Here is a 19,999-nt window from a genome sequence, read left to right on the forward strand (position 1 = left end):
GAATGACGTAATTTTATCATAGTTTAACTATCCAGTAAGTTTTCCTTATTTGCATCAGTTTTGGGGGGAGACCAGACATATTAAAACGGTGGGTAATGATACGTATGACGAGAGAAGACTGAGCTTTAGGGAAAGCCTATGTGTAAACGTAAGCTTTCTTTTTAGTACGAACGGTTAGATGCTACATAAAGAGGGAATATACTCATAAAAATTCAGAGTATGTAACTTACTATTCAGAGGCTGTCATTGTTATGTTGACAAGTAACTTTATTAGTGACTATATGGTACTATTCATTGGGTTGATTTTGGCTTTGGGTGTAATTGTCACTAAGTTTTCAAGCCGATTAGGAATTCCATCCCTTATCTTTTTTATTGGCTTAGGGATGGCTTTAGGTACAAATGGAATTGGTTTTATTAATTTAACAGACGTAGAGTATGTTCAAGTTATAGGGATTGTGGCTCTTGTAATTATTCTTTTTGAGGGAGGCATTCATACCAATTGGTCTACCGTCCGACCTGTAATTGGTACTGCCATTTCCTTGGCCACAGTAACTGTGCTTCTTACATCAGTAATTCTCGCTTTTTTTGCTTATTGGATTCTTGATCTTACTTTGTTTGAAGCTTTCTTGCTAGGAGCCTTGGTTGGTTCCACGGATGCTGCCGCCGTATTTGCCACATTAAAAGGAAAAAACATAAAAGCCCGCTTAGGTGCAGCCATGGAAGGGGAATCAGGTGCCAACGACCCTATGGCTGTGTTTTTAACCTTGGCAGCTATTGAACTCATTACCATAGAAAACAATGATTACTTGTTTATGGTAGGGGCATTTTTCTGGCAAATGCTCTTTGGTGTTGTTTTAGGCCTGGTTTTTGGAAAAGGGGCATCTCTTCTCATTAACCGTATTAATATTGATATAAGCGGTATGTATCCCATTTTTGCTATTTCATTTGCCTTTATTACTTATAGTGCAGCAGAATTTTCCCAAGCCAGTGGATTACTTGCTGTGTATGTAGCGGCATTAGTAATTGGAAACTCTGAACTCGCGTATCGATACACTATTTCACGTTTTCAGGAAGGCCTCGCTTGGATGGCTCAAATTGTTATGTTTGTGATCTTAGGCCTTTTGGCTTCTCCACAGGATATTTTCTCCTGGTATGTCATTTGGACCGGCCTTCTTCTTTCCATTTGCTTAATGTTTGTTGCCCGGCCTGTTGCAGTATTTATATCTACAATTGGTTTAAAATATGAGGTGAATGAGCGTCTATTTCTCTCTTGGGCGGGGCTTAGAGGGGCTGTTCCCATAGTCCTTGCAACCTTTCCCATTGCTGTGGGAGTTGAAAATAGTCAACTTTTCTTTAATGTCGTATTTTTTATAGTCATAACTTCAGTTCTCATCCAAGGATACTCGATCAATTGGGTGGCCGAAAAATTAAAAGTTACAGGGGCAAAGAAAAAGTTTCCTCACCATTCCTGGGAGTTAGTTAATATTGGGAAGGCAAATGCCAAACTTGTCGAATTCATTGTGTCAGAGGAAACAGACGTAGCGGGAAAAAAGGTAAAAGACATCAAACTTCCAGAGGAAACCGTTTTTAACGCTCTGGTGAGAGAGGAAAGACTTGTGGATATTAATGAGCATACAATAGTCAGGGAGGATGATTCCCTTTACTTTTTAATTCCTAATGAAAAGATAGAAGAATTAAAGAAAGGATTAGCCAGAAAAAAGAGAAGAGATATGAATAAATCATAAAAAAGGGAGGGTTGCTTTTTAAGAGCAATCCTCCCTTTTCATATCTAATGCTTTTACATTTATTTAGCTTTCTCTTTACGCTTATTGGTGTTCCACTTTTTCTTTTCAATGAGCTTTTTTAACGCATCCTTTTCTTTTCGGGATACTAAAATATATAGAAAATCACCTGCTTGAATTTCTGTTTCCCCGTAAGGAGTAATCAGCGTTTCATCCCTCACAATCGCGCTGATTGTTGCTTTGCGAGGAAATGGGATCTCGTGTAATTTTCGACCGACAATCGCTGTGTCTTCATTTGTTTTAAATTGCACCATTTCTGCGTTGGCTTTCCCAATCGAAATTAATTCAATTGAGTGATGAGGCGTATCTTTTTTAGGACCCGTGAGCTTAAGCTTTTTAGCTACAGGTGAAATGGTTGAACCTTGTACGAGAGCAGATGTCAAAACAATGAAAAAGACAACATTGAAAAACACTTGACTGTTTTCAAGGCCAGCCACAACAGGGAAGGTGGCAAGTACAATTGGTACCGCCCCTCTTAATCCAGCCCAAGAGATGAATGTCTTTTCTTTTAGTGTATACTTCATTCCGAGGGTTGAAAGAAATACTGCAACTGGACGAGCGACAAACATCAGAATAAAGGAAAGGAATAATCCTGCAGCCATAACATCTAAGGTAAATAGCTGACCTGGGAAAGCTAACAGACCTAGGATGATAAACATGAGAATTTGAGCCATCCAGGCAAACCCTTCGTTAAACTGAAAAATGGAATAGCGGTAAGTAAGTTCCGAGTTCCCAATCACAAGCGCAGCCACATAAACTGCCAAAAATCCACTTCCATCGATAAAAGCCGTAACGCTATAAGTTAGCAAGGCAAAGGCTACTGAAAAAATCGGATAAAGTCCACTAGATTCCAGATTGATTCGGTTTATCGAGTAAGAAGCAATTTTTCCTATTGCAAAGCCTAGTCCAAGTCCCACACCCATTTGCCAGAAGAAATTCGGGATAAGCATAAATATGCTCATATCGTCAGCAAGAATCAATTCTATGAATCCAAGCGTAAGAAAAACGGCCATGGGATCGTTGGTCCCGGATTCAGCTTCAAGTGTAGCTCCCATTTTTGCCTTAATGTTTCGTTCTTTTAAAGCGGCAAATACAGCCGCTGCATCGGTTGAACCGACTATGGCACCAAACAGGAAGGCTTCAAACCAAGTGATATCAAAAATTAACATCGCTGCTAAACCAACAATGGCGGAAGTAAGCAACACGCCAAGCGTAGCTAATAATAGAGAAGGAGCAGCAACCGATCGAACGGTGGACCACTTTGTTTGAAGCCCCCCTTCAAACAAGATGATAACCAAAGCCAGGATCCCAATTAATTGTGCGGTTTCCGCGTTATCAAAATAAATGAAACCTAACCCATCGCTCCCAATGAGCATACCAACAAGGATAAAGAGAACAAGTGCAGGAAGCCCAAGGCGGTTTGAGAACTTGGCCACTAACACTCCACTAATTAACAGCAAAGCAGCTACTAAAACAAATGCGTCAGTTCCAAATGCCTCCAAAAACATGTTTAGCCTCCATTATAAATTCACATCTATTTTTTGCTGTTCAGTCTTGTCAATGCCAATGTATTTTAATGTGTCAGACGGTGTTGCCTGGTTAAATCGTTTTTGAATCAAGGAAATAGCAATCCCCTTTACATAAGCGTGATATCCAAACGTTTTTCGAAGCGTATGAGTTCCAACTTTTTCTGTAACTCCCACGTGCTTTGCGGCTTCGTTGATTATTCGGTATGCCTGTTGTCTGGTAATTGGAGCATGGCCTCTTGAGGACTGAAATAAATAATCAGTAGATATGGGTGTTTTTTGTTGAAAGTGAAGCTTAAGAGCGCGTCTTACCTGCTCATTAAGATAAATAGGCTGTTGTTTGTTTTCATAATCTAAAAATAACCGAAAAGCTCCTTCTTCATCCATTACATCAGTAACCTTTAAGTCGAGTAATTCTCCTATTCGAAAACCAGTATTTATCCCCATGACAAACAATAAATAATCTCTAGAGGATTTTTTTTTAATGATTTTTTTCATTAAACGAATTTTCCTAATATCTTTTATTGGCGCAACAAACTCCACTGAGATCACCTCAACTATGTTACTTATTATTATTTTAACATATATGTATGTAACATGAAGTAATATGCTTTGAGCAATAGAAAGGTGATGGTCATAATATAATTGCATTTTTAGTTAAAGGGGTAATCCCTCACTGTTATGGCGGTACTAATAAAAAACAGCTTATTTATTTCATTTTTATTAAGGGTAAGAAAGAGCAGCAGATGGGACTTCGATGAAAAAAAACCTAAAGGTGGACAGATTTAGTACATTTCCTCTGTTTACCTTTAGGGGAGCATATCAAGGGTGAGTTTTTTTATTAAACATTAGTCAAAACAATATTTAATATTCCATCTTCTTTAAAGGGGTTCGTTTTACGGTAAAGAAATTCATTTAAATTAGTAATGAGGCACTGAATATCAGGTTAAAAATTTTTAACACCCATGTGAACGATAGAACGTCTTCCTATTCACATGGGTGTTAAGGGTAATAGAATCATATAAAAGGTAGTTTTCTCCATTACTCTAGGGTTCTTTTTTTATAACAGTCGAATTCCAAATAAGAGACTTTTTCCTGTGTGGAAGTCCAGAATGCAGGGAGCATTTATAAAGTATGAAGCAAGGCTCCCGCGAGAGTAAAGTAAATAAACAATCCAGTAATGTCATTAATTGTTGTAATAAAAGGACCAGAGGCTACCGTAGGGTCTATTTTCAAACGGTTAATGAGAAGAGGGATCAAAGTACCTGTCAGGTTGGAAATAAAAATGGTACCAAAAAGGGACAAGCTGACAACTAACGCAAGCGTTAGATCGCCAAAGGCAAATATTTGAACGATCCCCATGACAAGAAACCCACATACACTCCCCAAGATCAATCCTGCTATAAGCTCACGTTTCATTAAACGAGGGAGAGTATGTTTCTCAATCTCTCCAAGAGCCAGTAATCTTACCACAACAGCCAGGGACTGCGTGCCTGTATTTCCGCCCATATCTGCAATCAGGGGGATGAATACAGCAAGTACAGCTAGTTGTGCAAGCGTTTCTTCAAAGGTTCCAATCAGACCAGCTGTAGCCATTCCAAGAACCATTAACAAGATTAGCCAGGGCAATCGTTTCATAGCTGAGTGAAAGGCGGTGACGTCAAGGTCAATCGCGCCTTTTACTGCTGACATCTCACCAATGTCTTCTGTTGTTTCTTCTTCTACTATATCGAGGATATCATCAATCGTTACAATCCCCATGATCTGCCGGGCATCATTCACCACAGGAACAGCGAGAAAATCATACTCCTGAATGATTTGACTGACTTCTTCCTGATCAGCGAAAGGGTGGACAGAAACAAACTGTTCCTTCATAATCTCTGCAACCTTTAGGTCAGGAGCAGAAGTAATTACTTCACGTAACGATACAACGCCTAACAGTTCATTGTTTTTGTTTACTATATACAAATAATAGATTGTTTCTGCTTCTTTTCCTTCTCGGCTGATTCTTTCGAGCGTTTGTGAAACGGTTTCCTCTTCCTGTAACGTAATAAATTCAGTAGTCATAATGGAACCTGCAGTTCTTTCATCGTAAGAAAGGAGATGCTTAATATTATTGGCATCTTCCTGTTCCATTTGATTTAAGTAGTACGTAGCGATGTGCTCAGGGATTTCAGAAAAGAAATCCGTGATGTCGTCAGCTGCCAAACCATCAAATACTTCTAAAGCATTTTCCTCACTTAATTCAGAGACCATTTGTTTCTGCTGACTTGACTCTAATTCTTGAAAGATTTCTGCCAGCTCTTTTGAAGAGAGATATTGATATGCCTGTTTTCGTTTTGGTTCATTGTACTCAAATAGGATTTCACTTTGAGCAGTAGGATGCAGAGCCAAAAAATCATGGCGGAACTTTTCTTTTTCCCCTTGTTTTAAATAAAGATGGAGATAGAAAGTATACTCTTCTCTATTTTTGAAGTTTAATTTCAACATAAGTGCACCCCTCCTTACTGATATTTTTTATAGATGCTCCACATCAACGGTAAGAACGTGATCAATTTTTTTTATTAAATAATAAATCTCTGTAGTGTACTGCTTTTCAGGGGCAGATATTGTTAAATCAATTTGTTGGTTTCCATTCTCTAAATCTTTTAATTTAATATTACGAATGTTTATATCAAAGTTCTTTTTTTCCTTTAATGTATGAGATCTTCTTTCGATAGACTCTAGTAGCTCTGTCATTTTAAGGTTTGGCTCCATGACGATTTTTACTGCCACATCACGCTGACTGAGAGCCAGAGGGCCAAATCTTTTCACCAGGGCGGGCAGAACGTTTACTGAAAGAATTAACAATACAACAGCGTAGCTTGCTTCTAGAAAAAAACCTGCACCAACGGCAATTCCCAGGGCAGAAGCTGCCCAAATCATCGCAGCTGTGGTTAGCCCGGAGATCACATCATTGTTCCTACGTAAAATAACACCAGCTCCTAAGAAGCCGACCCCACTTACAATTTGAGCAGCCAACCGCATAGGATCCATCATCATATGTTCCATTTTAGGAAAATTGTATGCTGCTTCGATGGAGGTAATGGTAATTAAACAGCTAGCTACACAAATAACCATGCTTGTTTTCAATCCTAATGGCTTATGTTTTAACTGACGGTCAATCCCAATTAAGAGACCGAATAAAAGGGCAAGGCTAAGTTTGATTAGCAATTCCATTCTTACCACCTGCTTTCTTACAAGATTATTCATTTGGTAAAAATCAAAAGCCGCCTTTCTTTGGAAGGAAGGCGGCTGTCATGTGTTTAGGAGTGATTTTGTCTTGTTCCTTCATTCGTAGAGCTTTAGCACTGTATGGCATAGGATTATCATCCAGCTGCATTAGAAAGGGCCTTATGTCGACCGTTTCAGTTGACCCATTGGCGTCTTTGGACATTTCTGGGCAGCAGCGTATCTCCATTACAGGAGCCTCACCTAACGAAGTAATATTTAATTTTCTTACATCATATGAGACAAAAGCTGTTGAGCGAGAGTAAAGTAGATTAAAAGACCAGAAATATCTTTAATTGTTGTGATAAATGGATCGGAACCAGCTGCTTGATCAAGTCCTAGTTTAATAAGAAGATATGGGATTAAGAAACCTAACGCTGTCGCAATTGTCACGGTAAAGAATAAAGATAATCCTACCACTAAGCCTAACTCAGGTATTCCTTGCCACAGCATAGCGATGAAGAATGCTGCCGTCCCTAAGAGGGCCCCCATGGAAGCACCCACTAACGTTTCTTTTGCCAGGTGCTTGCGGTACTTTTTAAAGTCAATTTGTCCTAACACAAAAGCTCGGGTGAAAATCGTGGAGGATTGTGTGCCTGCATTCCCGCCCATATCCATGATGACAGGAATAAAGATGGCGAGCAGTACAACAGCTTCTAATGCATCCTCGAATGCTCCAATGACAGCACCCGCTGTCATACCGCCAATCAACGTAATAATTAAATAAGGGAGTCTTGATTTCCAAATCTGCATCATGCTTCCGTTTACTAATATGTTACTCTTTTTCCTTTCTGCTTCATGAAAAAGAGTCATGTCTTTTTGAGCTTGTAGATCTGATTCTGTACGAGCCATGAGAATTACCTCCTAAGTATGTAGTTCATGGCCACCTTTGTTTGAACATATGAAAGATGGCAGTGTGCGCGTAACCATGTCTGTCTTCGATTTTTTGTCAAATAATTTATGGTAAAACTCGATGAAGGATCTTCCATTTCACCCACCACCATCCTTTCTTTGTAAAAATTTCTTAGCGGTGCAAAAAAAACACCTTCACGAATGAAGGTGTTTTTGTCAACACAAAGAAGCTCGCTGGTTTCTTTCAAAAGAAACACGGTCATCTGTTTTCTCCATTCGTAGAGCTTTGACACTGTGCGGATAGGATTCATCCAACTGCATTAGATGCCACCTTATCTCGATGACCTCTGTTCAACCCATTGGCGTCTTTGGACATTTCTGGGCAGCAGCATATCTCCAACACAGGAGCCTCACCTAACGAAGATATTCTCTTTTAAACACAATGTTTAAGGTACATCATCTCTTAATGACAGTCAACATCTTTTTTTTATTTTTTTTGGGTTAAGAAAAAATAATTTATGGAGAGAAAGTGTTTATCCCGGGGGACGGGGAAGCTGCTCAATTTATCAGACGTATTACAAGAAATACAAAGGATAATAAAAATTCTAAATTGATATTCTCATAAGAATACATCGTCTCTTTATCATTGGTAAATCATGAGAAGAGAGGTGATGATAACATGGTAGTTAACATACTATTTGGTTTTCTGCTCCCTTGGGTCTTTGGCTGCTACCTTTATCATAAAGACAAATACCTGATGGTAACAACCATCCCCTTATGTGTGTTGATTGCTTTTGTGATCAACACAAAAGGATCTCGGTACTGGCTCTTAAAGCCAAGAATTAAAGAAAAACAGTATCGTACGATCTATCCGTTGAACCTTGGTTATTTTCCAGTAGTGGCCAGTTTCATGATATATTTCGCGCAAAAAAGGATATGGCCTAGGATGATATGGATCACATTGTTTACACTTTTGTCTGCGACGGCTGAAATAGCTGCTCTTTTGGCAGGAAAACTCCTGTATAAAAACGGCTGGAATATTTATAAAACCCTGCTTACTTATTTTCTTCCCTATTGCTTTGTAGTTCTCTATTATGACTTTGTAAAAATGCTGCGAGTGCTTACACAACAGTCTCAACAGACAAAGAAAAATGTTAGGGAGTGTGAGGAAAATACAGGAAGTAAAGGTGCATATTTTTAAAGTATGAAGGCATATGTCACAAATTCTTCAATGGAACACCTCCCTTTATTGCTGTCTTGTTTATTAGAATAGGACGTAGAGAAATGGGGGGACAGAGATGAAAAGATTGATTAAACAAGGGACAGAATGGATCCTTTTTTTACTGCGTATATTGCTTGGGGGATTTATAGCCCTTCATGGAATAATTAAAGTGACCGATATTTCCCGGACCAATCAAACCTTTGAAGAAGCAGGCATTCCTTTGTTTTTAGGAAACTTGACAGGGATTATTGAAATAATTGTAGGGGCGACTTTAATCGTGGGTCTTTTAGTGAAATCGTCAGCAATCGTGGTAGCTCTTTTGCTGATTATCTCCATGCTGTTAGCGCCTTACCAGGACGGAATGATCAGCTATTATGAGTTACTATTGCCAGCTCTGCTTCTAGCTGTTTTATTAAGTGTAAGAGGGAGTAGGAAATTGAATCTGGTTACCTGAACGTTTTATTTACTGGAAATTAAAAGGGTGAATAATTAATAAAATCCAATGTTTCACAATTCATGTTGACAACATTTTGTCTATTTTATTACACTGCATATGACACATAAGGCATTTTCATAAACAAAATACACCTCGTTAGGTGAGGCTCCTGTGCTGGAGATATGCTGCTGCCCAAAAACGTCCAAAGACGCCAATGGGTCAACTGGAACGGTCGACATAAGGCCCTTTCTAATGCAGCTGGAATTTTTAATCCTATGCCGCACAGTGCTAAAGCTCTACGAATGGAGGGTCTGATCATGTTGTATCGTGCGCACTTGGCGTCCTCTTTTTGTGGAGGACGCTTTTTTATTCCAAAAAAAAGGAGGTTCGAAATGAAAGAAAGTGATAGTTTAGAGGCTGAGTTGGGAAGGAACAATAAAAATACAAAGCACTTTTTTTCATTTCGTTGATGGTCAGGGGAGTGAAAAAAGCGTTAGGGGGCATGGCATGAAAAAGCTTGATTCACGTTCTCGTCAAGAATACGCGGAACATGTGATAGACTTGTTGCAAAAAGAAGAAGAATCTCAATTTAGGAACCAATTTTTGGAGCTTCATCCAACAGACCAGTTAAGTATCTTTCACACATTAAATCAGACAGAAAGAAAACGACTATATGCTTATCTAAAGCCTCAAGAGGTTGCTGAAATATTTCAGGGGATGGAGTTTGTTGAACAGGAATGGGTGAGTCGCGAATTAAATGACAATTATATCGCTGATATGCTAAACGACATGTATTCAGATGATGTTGCCGATTTTCTTGGAGAACTGCCTGAAGAAAAGCGCTCGTCTATCTTAACCGCAATGGATAAGGAAGAAGCAGATGACGCCAAAGAGCTTCTTTCGTACCCTGAAGAAACCGCTGGAGCTATCATGACGAAAGAGTTTCTTGCGGTAAAAGCCGATAATCGAGTAAACGATGTGATTGAGTTTTTACGAAAGGAAGGGCCAGATGCAGAGACGGTATACTATTTATATGTTACCAATCAGGAAGATCAGCTGGTTGGCGTAGTGTCTTTACGGGACCTTATTGTCTCTCCTACAGAGGAAAAAGTGGAGAATATTATGGGAACAAGGGTCGTTTCAACGAAAGTCACCACTGACCAGGAGGAAGTAGCACGGCTCATTCAAAGGTACGACTTGCTGGCAGCTCCAGTCGTAACTGACGATGGCGCCCTGGTTGGGATTGTGACAGTCGATGATGTGATCGACATTATCGAGGAAGAAGTCACAGAAGACATCGGTGAAATCTCCGCCACGAGAGGAGCAACTGATGTTAACCTCTCTGCTTTTCAAGCAGCAAAAAAAAGAGCCCCTTGGATTATTCTGTTAATGTTTTTTGGGATGATTACCGCTGGTGTGATTGATCAGTTCGAAGGAACATTAGAAGAAATTGTTATTCTGGCAGCATTTATTCCACTCATAATGGACTCTGCTGGAAACACGGGAACACAGTCACTTGCTGTTGTTGTTCGAAGCCTTGCTACAGGATCTTTTGAAAAGAAAGGACTATGGCAGACGATCCGAAGAGAATTTTCTACGGGAGTGTTAATAGGGTTATCCTGCGCTATTGTCCTTGTCGGGTTGATTACCATACTGTATGGGAATTTGGTTTTAGCCGGTGTCGTAGCCGTATCCATCTTTTTATCTTTAAGTATTGCTACCGTGACTGGAGCTTTGTTTCCCCTTATTATTAACAAACTGAAATTAGATCCTGCCATTGCCTCAGGACCTTTTGTTACTACAGTTAACGATATTTTAGGCTTGCTTATTTACTTTACTATTGCAACTTCTTTACTCATGTATTTGTAAAGCAAAAGGAGCGGGACATAGATAAGGTACCTGTCTATGTCCCTTTTTTTAAAGGGAGGGGAAGATTTTTCTTTTTGATGGCATAGTCACCGTTACACTGACTACAATTCTAATCGTCTGTCTAATAGGTATATTATTTACCGTGATTGTGCTTGCATTTGTCGTTTATGTACGGTCGTTACGTAGAAAAAAGGTTGAAAACCAAGACACAAGATGGAAATATAAAAATGAGAATGATATTGAGAACGAAGAAATTGACTCAAAGAAACATCGTTTATGAGTCAGTTTTTTAATAGTTTTTCCTTCTTGCCCAATCCTTTAAAAAGATCACTCTGGTGAGGATTGTAAGGCATCTTTACATTTATTATGGAGAGAGCCTTGAGGACGAACCTTGCTAACCGTTTCTTCTCCTGCTTGAATCGAAAGTGTTCTCCCTCTGACTAACACCGTGAAAAATACATTGAATGTGGAACTTTAGTTTAAAAAAGGGGAAAATGGTAGTGGAAGAATTCATATAAGGAGCGTGTTAATGATGGTTGGAGTCGAAATTAACATGGTTGTCAAAGACAGCTTAAAAGCATTGGAGTTATACGAAAGTATATTTGACGTCAAGCGGGTGGAGGTTTCAAACTTCCCTCGTGGTGAAAATGAGGCCGTTTTTATCCTATACGACCTTCAATTTCATATGTTAGATGAAAATCCAGAATTCCATTTGATCGCACCAACACCTGACGATCCTAAAACTAGTTGGGTGAATGTTACTGTCCCGGACATTAAGGAAACCTATGCAAAGGCGATGGATTTAGGTTGTACAGAGGTGCAGCCGGTGACCGAGATTTCTGACTACGGGGTATCAAACGCCATATTCATGGACACTTTTGGTTATATTTGGATGCTGCACCAAGTACATAAAGAGGTCAGTCATGAAGAACGGCTACGGCTTTGGGAGGAAAAAAGGGAGAAGTAACAATGTCTGTATTAGTGTGAATGACAAAGCAAAGTGGTTTTCAAATTGTTTTTTGAAAATAGTGGGCAGCGTTAGTTCAAAAAGAAAGGGAACCTGCTATGAGAGGAGGTTCCCTTTCTTTACAACTTTTTATTAAAACATTAACTGAATCATTGTACCTCCTGCTGCTCCAATGATTACAATCATCCAGGCCGGAAGCTTCCAGAAGACAAGCAGGCCAAATAAACCAATGGCTAAGGCAAAATCCACAGAGGATTGAATGGAGGTAGTAAAGATAGGGTGGTATAAAGCTGCTGCAAGAATACCGACAACTGCTGCATTTACCCCGTACAACGCCCCTTGAATTCTTCGATTCTGTCTCAAGACATTCCAGAAGGGGAGCGTCCCAAGAATGAGTAAGAAGGCGGGCAGGAAAATGCCGGCTGTTGCCACCATTGCCCCCATCCAGCCATCAGATATTGCACCTAAATAGGAAGCAAAGGTAAACAGAGGGCCAGGTACAGCCTGGGCAGCCCCGTATCCTGCTAAGAAAGCTTCTTCGCCTACTAATCCTGCAGGCACTACCTCTCTTTCAAGAAGGGGTAGTACGACATGGCCTCCGCCAAATACAAGAGCCCCGGCTCTGTAAAAGCTGTCAAATAAGACAAGCCACTGAAAGGAAAATATTTGACGAAGGATAGGCAAAAGGATGAGTAATCCAAAAAACAATCCTAAACAAATGGACGCAAAACGGTATGTAAGTGGAATAGGCATGTCTTCAACATCTTTTTTCTCTGTTCCTCGGTATAGCCATAAACCGATGACAGCAGCTAACAAGATTAGAGCAACTTGACTGTATACGGTTTGCCAGAGGAGGACAAGGATGAGCGTCCCTATAGCAATGGTTGCTCTTTCTCGGTCGGGAGCCAGCTTCTGTCCCATCCCTAATATGGCGTGAGCGACCACCGCAACAGCGACGATCTTCAGGCCATTAATCCAGCCGGCATTTCCTATATCAAACCCTTGCAACAGAAAGGCAAAGAGGACAAGGGCAATGACAGAGGGAAGAGTGAAGCCAAGAAAGGATACAATTCCACCAGCCAAGCCTCCACGCATCACCCCAATCCCGATTCCAACCTGGCTGCTGGCAGGACCTGGGATAAATTGAGAAAGTGCAACTAAGTCAGCGTAGGCTTTCTCGTCCAACCATTTTCTTCGTTTAACATATTCATCATGAAAATAGCCCAAGTGTGCAATAGGACCGCCAAAGGAAGTGAAGCCTAACCTGGTGGAGACTCCTAAAATTTCCAGCAGTGTTCCTCGTTTTTGTTTCTCCATCTCATTTCACTCCTTGTTTTCATAGAGGACTTCTTCTGCCAGCTCTCTAATTTGTTTCTTTGCCTCTTCAAGTAAATTGTTACCACTTTCTGTGGTAGTGTAGTACTTTCGAATTCTTCCGCTGACCACTTTTTCTTCCTTGTTTAAATAACCCTTTTCTTCAAGCTGGTGAAGAGTAGGATAAATCGTCCCGGGACTGATATCATAACCGTGGTTTTTCAGTTCTTCGATTATGTAAGAACCATATATGGGCTCTTTTGAAGCATGATATAACATATGAATCTTAATGGTTCCTAGGAAAAAATCTCTTAGCATTTTATCTCCTTTCTAATCAATTACCGATATCGTTTAATGATATTATAACAAAAAACAAAAATTTCTCCGGTTAAGATTTTGTAAAGAATGAAGAAAGGTTTTTCTTAAATGAATTAGGAAACACCCTACTAAGCGGTCCCCAAATGTACCTAACATAAATTCACCATGCAAAACCTTAACAATAGGCAAGTAAGCTGGGCACTAGGTTTTTCATTTTTAAATTCCTTAATGGTAGCTTCTTAGAATCCAAACATAGTTTTTTCGCCCTTTGGAAAAATCTGTTTCCTGTATGTATTGTTCTTTTTTTGGTGTAAAATAAAAGAATAGGAAACGATTTGCTTGCGGTAAAAGTACATTATTATTTTTCAGAATAGTAAATTAAAGGGGGAGTTTGATGGGGAAGCAAGATTCCAAGTATGTGATTCAATTTAAGGATGGAACGTTTTTGAGACATGGGGAATTTTATGGGTTGCTGTCGATCGTGGGGGAAGTAACCGAGGCAGGCCGCACAAACACTCTTGATGATGCAAGAATGTTTTTCTTAAAAGAACAAGCACAAAGTATGGCAAAGGAAATGGGAATTAAAGAGTCATATGAGATTAAAGAAGTAGAAGTAAAGATGATTCTAAAATAGTGAGACGCAGCTGGTGACAGGGGGATAAGAAGCGGGTTCCTTTACTATCTGGAAGTACTTACATGATTTTGACGTAAGTACTTTTTTTACGACTTTATTTTGATACGATAAAGGGTAGGAGGGAAACAAACATGAAAGAACCGAAGAAAAACAGAAAAAAATATGATGTAAGTCTACTCATTGTAACTTCGCTGATCATGTTCTTTGCTTTTAGTAATGAAATAAGCATCACAATTAATAATTTAGTAAGCTATTTATAATTTGCTCAACGAACGGGGAGAAGTGTAATTATAAAAGGTACATAGTAATCTTTTCGATAATACCCATTTGAAAGGAGAATCGACTATTAAGTCTAAAGTTTTATATATCATTCTTGCTATCATTATTTTTTTTAATTTAATACGTTATTTGTTTGCCCTGATGGGGGGAGACATCACTGCGTACAATATTATAATGGTCGTTCTTAATCTTGTTGGGCTTAGCTTTGCTGCAGCATATTTTTTAAGAAGAAGGCCTGAACAATAAGAGGGAAGGCCATGGTATCTGTTAGGACTATTTTGTGGGTTAGAGCCCACTGGAACGTTGCAAAAAGTTTTTTATTCCCAAGGTTTTCTTAAAGTGAGAAAGGAAGCCAGTTCTTTGCTTTTTTTGCGTCTTTCTTTTCTCACGTTTGCTCGTTCCTCTCCCATTTCATGAAGCTTTTTCTCTTCATCGGTCTCAGGTGCAACCTGGGGCACTGCAGAAGGTTTTCCGGTTTCATCCAAGCCTACAAAAGTTAAAAATGCTGTGGCAGCGATGCGCCGGTCTCCTGCCAGCAAGTCCTCTGCAATAACTTTTACAAAAACTTCCAAAGAGCTTCTTCCTGTCCAGGTGACAAATGCCTCCAAACACACGGAATCACTCGGTTTAATGGGTTCTAAAAAGTCAACGGAATCTGTTGAAGCCGTGACAACTTCCATACGACAGTGACGTCTTGCAGAAATCGCAGCTACTCCGTCAATGTGCTTCATTAATACTCCGCCGAAAAGAGTGTTATGGTTGTTCGTATCGTTTGGGAGGACCAAGTCGGTTTTTACGACGCGTGACTCGTTCATTTTTTTGGTGCTCATTGTTTCTTCTCCTTCTTTCTCTTAAGTAAAGTTATCTATATTGTACCCTGACACTGTTATGTAAAAACAAAGATGGAGAAAGGAGTGCCAGCCGTGGATGTTGTTTTAGTGTTTTGATTCAGATGGAAGTGGGACAAAAGCATAGTGTGATAAGGAATCTTGAAAAAACAGAGGGATATTCAAAAAAATCCCTCTGTTCGCATCCATTAATTCATTTAGACACACTGAAATGAAGATATCCGTCTTAGGTCTATTCCAAAATAAACCCAGAAGAATCCGGTCCAGCGAAATCCTGCAATAGATGTTCGGCCCACAAACACCGGGTAGAACCAAAACTGCTGTCGATTCGTTAGCCATACATAAGTGTATCTAAACAAACATCGACGAATCGCTCCTGGGTCAACTGCAAATACGCCAATCTCTGCTGGTGGAGAGGGGGTAAATGCTGGAGGTGGTGAGGTTGGGGCTCCTGGCGGTCCAGGAGGTCCAAAAGGTGGACTTGGCGGTCCAGGTGGACCAAAAGGCGGTCCCAAAGGCGGTCCAAAAGGCGGTATAAATTGTCTTTCATGGTCAGTATATTGTTCCTGCATTTGAGATGTGTTCAATAAGTCTGAAGTATATTCATATCCGTCACCATGTGAGTAGTGAGAATTTACATAATAAGGGCTCATGAATCAGCCTCCCTATATAGGTAATCAGCCATAGTTGAATATCATTCTATGCAGACAAATAATCAAATTATCTTGTACCTTTATAAATAGGCTAACGTGGAATGCGATATAAGGTCTCCTCTAGGTTTTCCTATCGGTTTAACGCAATAATGAACAAAGCCTATTGTTTAAAAAGCAGTCTATGGTAAGTTTAGTTTACCTTAGTATAATGGGCAACAGAAAAGTGGGGGAGCGGAAATGAATAGACCGACGAGAAGAACAGGACTGCTTCTTGTTATCATAGGAGCGACATTGTGGGGGCTTGGCGGCACAGTATCACAGAAACTCTTTCAACAATACTCGGTTGATGTGAACTGGCTTGTGGCAGTACGGTTACTTATTGCTGGTTTTTTATTATTGACTGTTTAATATTACAAGAACCATTTGGACTTATTCAATGTATAGGAACTGCTTGCATTATCGGCATGATATTAATGCTGGCATTAGGGAAAGAGTCTTCTTCGAAAAGGAAAAAACGCAAGAACAAACACAAAACTCTTAAGGTAAGTTAATGAATGGCAAAAAAGGAGATTGTCTATCAATCATTTTAATTCATACTTTGTTTCAGCTTTTTGAGGGTATCTTTACTGCATATAACGAAGAGTTCTGCATCCTCTGGTATTGATTTGGACAGCTTACTGACAATGGTAAAGTCATTTCGATCAGAAATTAAAATCGCTCCTTTTCTTTTAAGATCATCAAATGCGTCATTGTAGGTTGTCCAGGATGAATGCCTGGACAGTTTCCAAATGTCAACTCCACTTTTTCTGCTCAACAGGTTCATAATTAATCTACTGGATCCTTTATTTACGGCTGATTTAGCCATTAAATCGGAAAGTGCTTCATCAGCAATGACAAACTCATCTACATTGGCATGTTTGAAATTTGGTATGTGCTTTTCTTTAAGGATTTCTACAATAGTGTAAATGTCTTTCTTTTTCTCTGCTGCATAGCCTTCAATTGCCGAAACAGTCAGCAATGAGGTGCCATCAGCACTAACGTGGTTTACCTCGTTATCCTGCGTGAAAATTAAGACAGCCTTGGCTCCTAACACATTTGCTTTATCAAGTACTTCCGTGTCTGTCGCGTTTCCTTGTATAAAGTAAAGTCTTTCGTGTTCAAAAGGTGTTTGAGATAATGAGTCGATAAGGACGATTTTTGCTTTTTCATCAATTTCAAGAATTTCGTTCATTGTATGTTTGGCTTTATTTGACCACTTTACTATGACATAATGACCGTGCCCGTTATAATTCAACTTTCCCTCCTCCTTTAACTTTCGATAGATCCCAAAGCTTTCAACAATTTTACCTATGACTATTCCTATTAAGGCAATCCCAAAAAAATATAAAAATATCCCATACACCTTTCCTAACGTCGTTTCCGGAACAAAATCCCCATACCCTGTCGTAGTTACCGTCGTCATAACAAACCAAAAGCCTATAAAGGGGTCTGGAAAGGTAGCTGGTTCGAGCCAGTGAATGATGAAGGAGCTGGCAATGAAAAAGACAATCGTTACTAAAAACAAAGTAAGCTTTCTTATCTTTACAGCCATTTTTAAAAGGTCGAAGATAAAGAGCATTTCCTGTCCTCCAAACATTGTTAAGTTTGTACTCATCGTTGCCAAGAAGAGAGGAAAATATAAGGAATCCCAAGCATCAGCCGAAGACTTTTCATCACCATTTCCGCTGTTCAATCTATCAGAAAGGAAGATGTTTTTCAGGCGTCACTCTGTTATAAAGAGAAAAATGAAAAAGGCAAAGTTTAGAGACTGATTGATGAAGGAATACCTCACGTAAGGTGACCGCATTGGAACAGTCACACCACTTATACTCATTAAATTGTGCATTACGTGGCTATAGACTAACTACTTAACTATTTCCTACTTGTCGCAGCCGCCACTATAACACAGACAAGGAGTGGTAGCATTTTTGTCTTTGATGGTATAGTTTCTCTGACGTTAAGTACCATGCTTGTTATTTGCCTGTCAGTTGTTTTTCTGGGCCTTGTCGTTCTGGCTTTTTTTGTTTATGTAAGATGGCTTTATCGTAAAAAATCGGGCAAGAAAGGTCAACAGGTAAACTGGAAATACAATCATAACGGAAATATTGAAAAAGAAGAAGCTGACTCCAAGAAACATCGATTCTGAGTCAGCTTTTTGTTTTCTTCACTTGCCGTTTAGTCCTATACTTTAAAGCTCTGATATTCCTTATCCTCTTACCTGTTATCTATTTGATAAACCTTTCTATTATCGTATGCAGACGGTGCTTTCTCTGGACAAGAAAAGTGATCAGGACGTTTTTCTGGTGTTCGGTTAATAGATCTGGAGGGATCTTCGTTATGATTTGCCTCACTTTCAAATCCGGGAATGATTGTATTTCCCAGACATATGACCATAGCTTTTTTTGGTGTTTTTTGATATACCTCCTCAGTCCCGTCAAGTAATTGTTGTTATATCTTTTTATATCCTCCCAGTAGGAACTGTCCCAATTAACATGTTTCCAGGTAAACGAGCCAAATCCTGTTAACCCATGGTCAATTAAATAAAATTTATATTTCCTTGAGTTTTTTTCACGGTACAAAATGATATTTCGGTTGTTTCTATCGATATTAACAAGCCAAACATCAAAAATAAACATCTTTAATAGCAGGTAAGGGTGTTTAAGCTTAGAAAAAACGTTAGAATAGCGCCTGTTTAACTCTTTCCAGTTGTATAACCTCCTTCTTTTTATTCGTTCCGAGACAACACCAGACTTACCGTGAATCACTCTTAATCTTGTTCGAGCCATGGGCAAATTAAGTTCTTTTCCAAGCTGATATGCGATATATTCGTTGGCTGCCAGAGGACCACTGTGAGTGTTGCTTAAGGATGTAGGGTACTTAAAATACCCGTGTTTTTTTAATTTTGGATGGTAAACTAACCAGACATTTCCAACCGGCCTGTTTTTTGAAATGGTTCTTTTGTATCTCCAGTTGCTCACTTTTGGATTCTCTCCCCCTTACTAACCAGGTATAATCCAGAGGGTATGCTACATGTTGGTCTCTTTGAAAGTTATTGTTTCGGAGAGGAAGGTTCATCAAAGACGGAGTTGCTTTAGTTTATGCGTCTCCATTTATCTTGCTCATTGTCTTCTCATTCTCCGGTTTTAGAAGCTTGTGAAAAAGGGTATCGAAATTCCGAGGAGGCGATATCAATGGAACCGAATTATAAGCTATTTGAAAACGACCAAAATGTGATTGATACGATCGAAGAGCTTAAAAGCAACGGTGTCAGTGATGATGATATTTTCGTCCTTTCTCACGACCGAGGTCATACTAAGCGTATGAAAAAAGAAACAGATGCCAGTAAAATTGGGCCCAGTGTAACAGGATTGGGTACTTCAACAAAAAATGTCTTCAGAAAAGCTGGTGACGCACTAAGGTCGAAAATGGCTGAGATTGGAATTGAAGAGTCAAAAGCTGCCGAGCTGGAAGAAGAGCTTGATGAGGGGAAGGTTCTGGTCGTTGTTACTAACCAGGAAGACAATGTAAAGCTATAAGGGACAGATTAATCTGGCCTGCGTTACGAATGCGCAGGCCTTTGTCTTGAATAGATTTTCTTCCTATTCTTTGTTAGGGTGTAATTATACTCATCACGATGACAGAAAAGGAGGATAATCCATGAATAATTTAAATGTGTGGACATATGAAAATGGAGATCCTAGTAAATCCTATTTTTATAAAGTAGAGAATTTAAATGAAATTTTCACGGCCATTAAAGAGCGTTTCTCTAAAGATATTAAAGATCATAATGACACAGATTTTGAAGAAGACAGCTACATACAAGTTGATCATACTCCTCCTATGGGCGAAGGAGATATAAAGGTTGACGAAATAATACTGGATATTTCGGTAAAAGCGGAACTGTTAAGCTTTATAACAAAATATATTTCTGTAATCAATATTAAAAGGCTGTTTCAATAATAAAAGAAAG

Annotated in this window: 19 protein-coding genes, 1 pseudogene and 3 riboswitches; of the genes and pseudogenes, 9 read left to right on the plus strand and 11 right to left on the minus strand. The window is 39.3% G+C overall.

Going from position 1 to position 19,999, the window contains the following annotated elements; genetic code table 11:
- Positions 1-251: 251 nt before the first annotated feature.
- Entirely contained in the window at positions 252-1,745 is a 1,494-nt protein-coding gene (locus CEF17_RS02415) for a potassium/proton antiporter (protein ID WP_100398130.1), read from the plus strand.
- A 59-nt stretch (positions 1,746-1,804) separates the two neighbouring features.
- On the opposite strand, the gene CEF17_RS02420 is transcribed toward CEF17_RS02415, so the two are convergent.
- From CEF17_RS02420 to CEF17_RS02440, 5 genes are all read right to left on the minus strand, one after another.
- Positions 1,805-3,310: a potassium/proton antiporter gene (locus CEF17_RS02420; protein ID WP_100398131.1), complete on the minus strand. Its 1,506-nt coding sequence runs from the start codon at positions 3,308-3,310 to the stop codon at positions 1,805-1,807.
- A gap of 12 nt (positions 3,311-3,322) precedes the next feature.
- A complete protein-coding gene (locus CEF17_RS02425) occupies positions 3,323-3,826 on the minus strand; it encodes a tyrosine-type recombinase/integrase (RefSeq protein WP_332835274.1) in 504 nt (167 codons plus the stop codon).
- Positions 3,827-4,453: 627 nt separating this feature from the next.
- Positions 4,454-5,818, minus strand: coding sequence for a magnesium transporter (mgtE, locus tag CEF17_RS02430; RefSeq protein ID WP_100398133.1), 1,365 nt, complete (start codon positions 5,816-5,818; stop codon positions 4,454-4,456).
- A gap of 27 nt (positions 5,819-5,845) precedes the next feature.
- Complete coding sequence (locus tag CEF17_RS02435) at positions 5,846-6,580, minus strand: MgtC/SapB family protein (protein WP_232725394.1); 735 nt, start codon at positions 6,578-6,580, stop codon at positions 5,846-5,848.
- 70 nt (positions 6,581-6,650) lie between these two features.
- A riboswitch (M-box (ykoK) riboswitch) is annotated at positions 6,651-6,817 on the minus strand.
- 9 nt (positions 6,818-6,826) lie between these two features.
- The gene (locus CEF17_RS02440) at positions 6,827-7,450 is read right to left on the minus strand and encodes a magnesium transporter (protein ID WP_100398134.1); all 624 of its coding nucleotides are present in this window, start codon (positions 7,448-7,450) and stop codon (positions 6,827-6,829) included.
- Positions 7,451-7,714: 264 nt separating this feature from the next.
- Positions 7,715-7,879: riboswitch (M-box (ykoK) riboswitch) on the minus strand.
- A gap of 250 nt (positions 7,880-8,129) precedes the next feature.
- Between CEF17_RS02440 and CEF17_RS02450 the strand changes: the two genes are divergently transcribed.
- From CEF17_RS02450 to CEF17_RS02465, 4 genes are all read left to right on the plus strand, one after another.
- Positions 8,130-8,651 (plus strand): hypothetical protein, encoded by a 522-nt coding sequence (locus tag CEF17_RS02450; RefSeq protein ID WP_100398136.1) that lies wholly within the window; start codon positions 8,130-8,132, stop codon positions 8,649-8,651.
- A gap of 97 nt (positions 8,652-8,748) precedes the next feature.
- Positions 8,749-9,126 (plus strand): DoxX family protein, encoded by a 378-nt coding sequence (locus CEF17_RS02455; RefSeq protein WP_100398137.1) that lies wholly within the window; start codon positions 8,749-8,751, stop codon positions 9,124-9,126.
- 127 nt (positions 9,127-9,253) lie between these two features.
- Positions 9,254-9,422: riboswitch (M-box (ykoK) riboswitch) on the plus strand.
- A 193-nt stretch (positions 9,423-9,615) separates the two neighbouring features.
- Positions 9,616-10,977 (plus strand): magnesium transporter, encoded by a 1,362-nt coding sequence (gene mgtE, locus CEF17_RS02460; RefSeq protein WP_100398138.1) that lies wholly within the window; start codon positions 9,616-9,618, stop codon positions 10,975-10,977.
- Between the two features lie 532 nt (positions 10,978-11,509).
- Positions 11,510-11,944 (plus strand): VOC family protein, encoded by a 435-nt coding sequence (locus CEF17_RS02465; RefSeq protein WP_100400759.1) that lies wholly within the window; start codon positions 11,510-11,512, stop codon positions 11,942-11,944.
- Positions 11,945-12,076: 132 nt separating this feature from the next.
- Here CEF17_RS02465 and chrA read toward each other — a convergent pair whose 3' ends face one another.
- Both chrA and CEF17_RS02475 read right to left on the minus strand, forming a co-directional pair.
- The gene (gene chrA / locus CEF17_RS02470; protein WP_100398139.1) at positions 12,077-13,261 is read right to left on the minus strand and encodes a chromate efflux transporter; all 1,185 of its coding nucleotides are present in this window, start codon (positions 13,259-13,261) and stop codon (positions 12,077-12,079) included.
- A 6-nt stretch (positions 13,262-13,267) separates the two neighbouring features.
- The gene (locus CEF17_RS02475; protein WP_100398140.1) at positions 13,268-13,576 is read right to left on the minus strand and encodes a PadR family transcriptional regulator; all 309 of its coding nucleotides are present in this window, start codon (positions 13,574-13,576) and stop codon (positions 13,268-13,270) included.
- 394 nt (positions 13,577-13,970) lie between these two features.
- Here CEF17_RS02475 and CEF17_RS02480 point away from each other — a divergent pair, with 394 nt between their 5' ends.
- Positions 13,971-14,210, plus strand: a complete 240-nt coding sequence (locus CEF17_RS02480; protein WP_100398141.1) for a hypothetical protein — start codon at positions 13,971-13,973, stop codon at positions 14,208-14,210.
- A 596-nt stretch (positions 14,211-14,806) separates the two neighbouring features.
- Here CEF17_RS02480 and CEF17_RS02485 read toward each other — a convergent pair.
- Positions 14,807-15,319, minus strand: coding sequence for an acyl-CoA thioesterase (locus CEF17_RS02485; RefSeq protein WP_100398142.1), 513 nt, complete (start codon positions 15,317-15,319; stop codon positions 14,807-14,809).
- 215 nt (positions 15,320-15,534) lie between these two features.
- Positions 15,535-15,990 (minus strand): hypothetical protein, encoded by a 456-nt coding sequence (locus CEF17_RS02490; RefSeq protein WP_232725395.1) that lies wholly within the window; start codon positions 15,988-15,990, stop codon positions 15,535-15,537.
- 237 nt (positions 15,991-16,227) lie between these two features.
- Here CEF17_RS02490 and CEF17_RS02495 point away from each other — a divergent pair.
- Positions 16,228-16,395 (plus strand): annotated as a pseudogene (locus CEF17_RS02495) (EamA family transporter); the annotation flags it as partial.
- Positions 16,396-16,576: 181 nt separating this feature from the next.
- Here CEF17_RS02495 and CEF17_RS02500 read toward each other — a convergent pair.
- Positions 16,577-17,722, minus strand: coding sequence for a potassium channel family protein (locus CEF17_RS02500; RefSeq protein WP_100398143.1), 1,146 nt, complete (start codon positions 17,720-17,722; stop codon positions 16,577-16,579).
- Between the two features lie 532 nt (positions 17,723-18,254).
- Positions 18,255-19,007, minus strand: coding sequence for a hypothetical protein (locus CEF17_RS02505; protein ID WP_100398144.1), 753 nt, complete (start codon positions 19,005-19,007; stop codon positions 18,255-18,257).
- A 213-nt stretch (positions 19,008-19,220) separates the two neighbouring features.
- On the opposite strand from CEF17_RS02505, the gene CEF17_RS02510 reads away from it, so the two are divergent.
- On the plus strand, positions 19,221-19,565 hold the full coding sequence (locus CEF17_RS02510) for a YflT domain-containing protein (RefSeq protein ID WP_054635613.1): 345 nt from the start codon (positions 19,221-19,223) through the stop codon (positions 19,563-19,565).
- A gap of 121 nt (positions 19,566-19,686) precedes the next feature.
- Complete coding sequence (locus tag CEF17_RS02515) at positions 19,687-19,989, plus strand: hypothetical protein (protein ID WP_100398145.1); 303 nt, start codon at positions 19,687-19,689, stop codon at positions 19,987-19,989.
- Positions 19,990-19,999 lie beyond the last annotated feature (10 nt).

The sequence above is a fragment of the Bacillus sp. FJAT-44742 genome (assembly GCF_002797315.1).
Classification (GTDB): domain Bacteria; phylum Bacillota; class Bacilli; order Bacillales; family Marinococcaceae; genus Thalassorhabdus; species Thalassorhabdus alkalitolerans.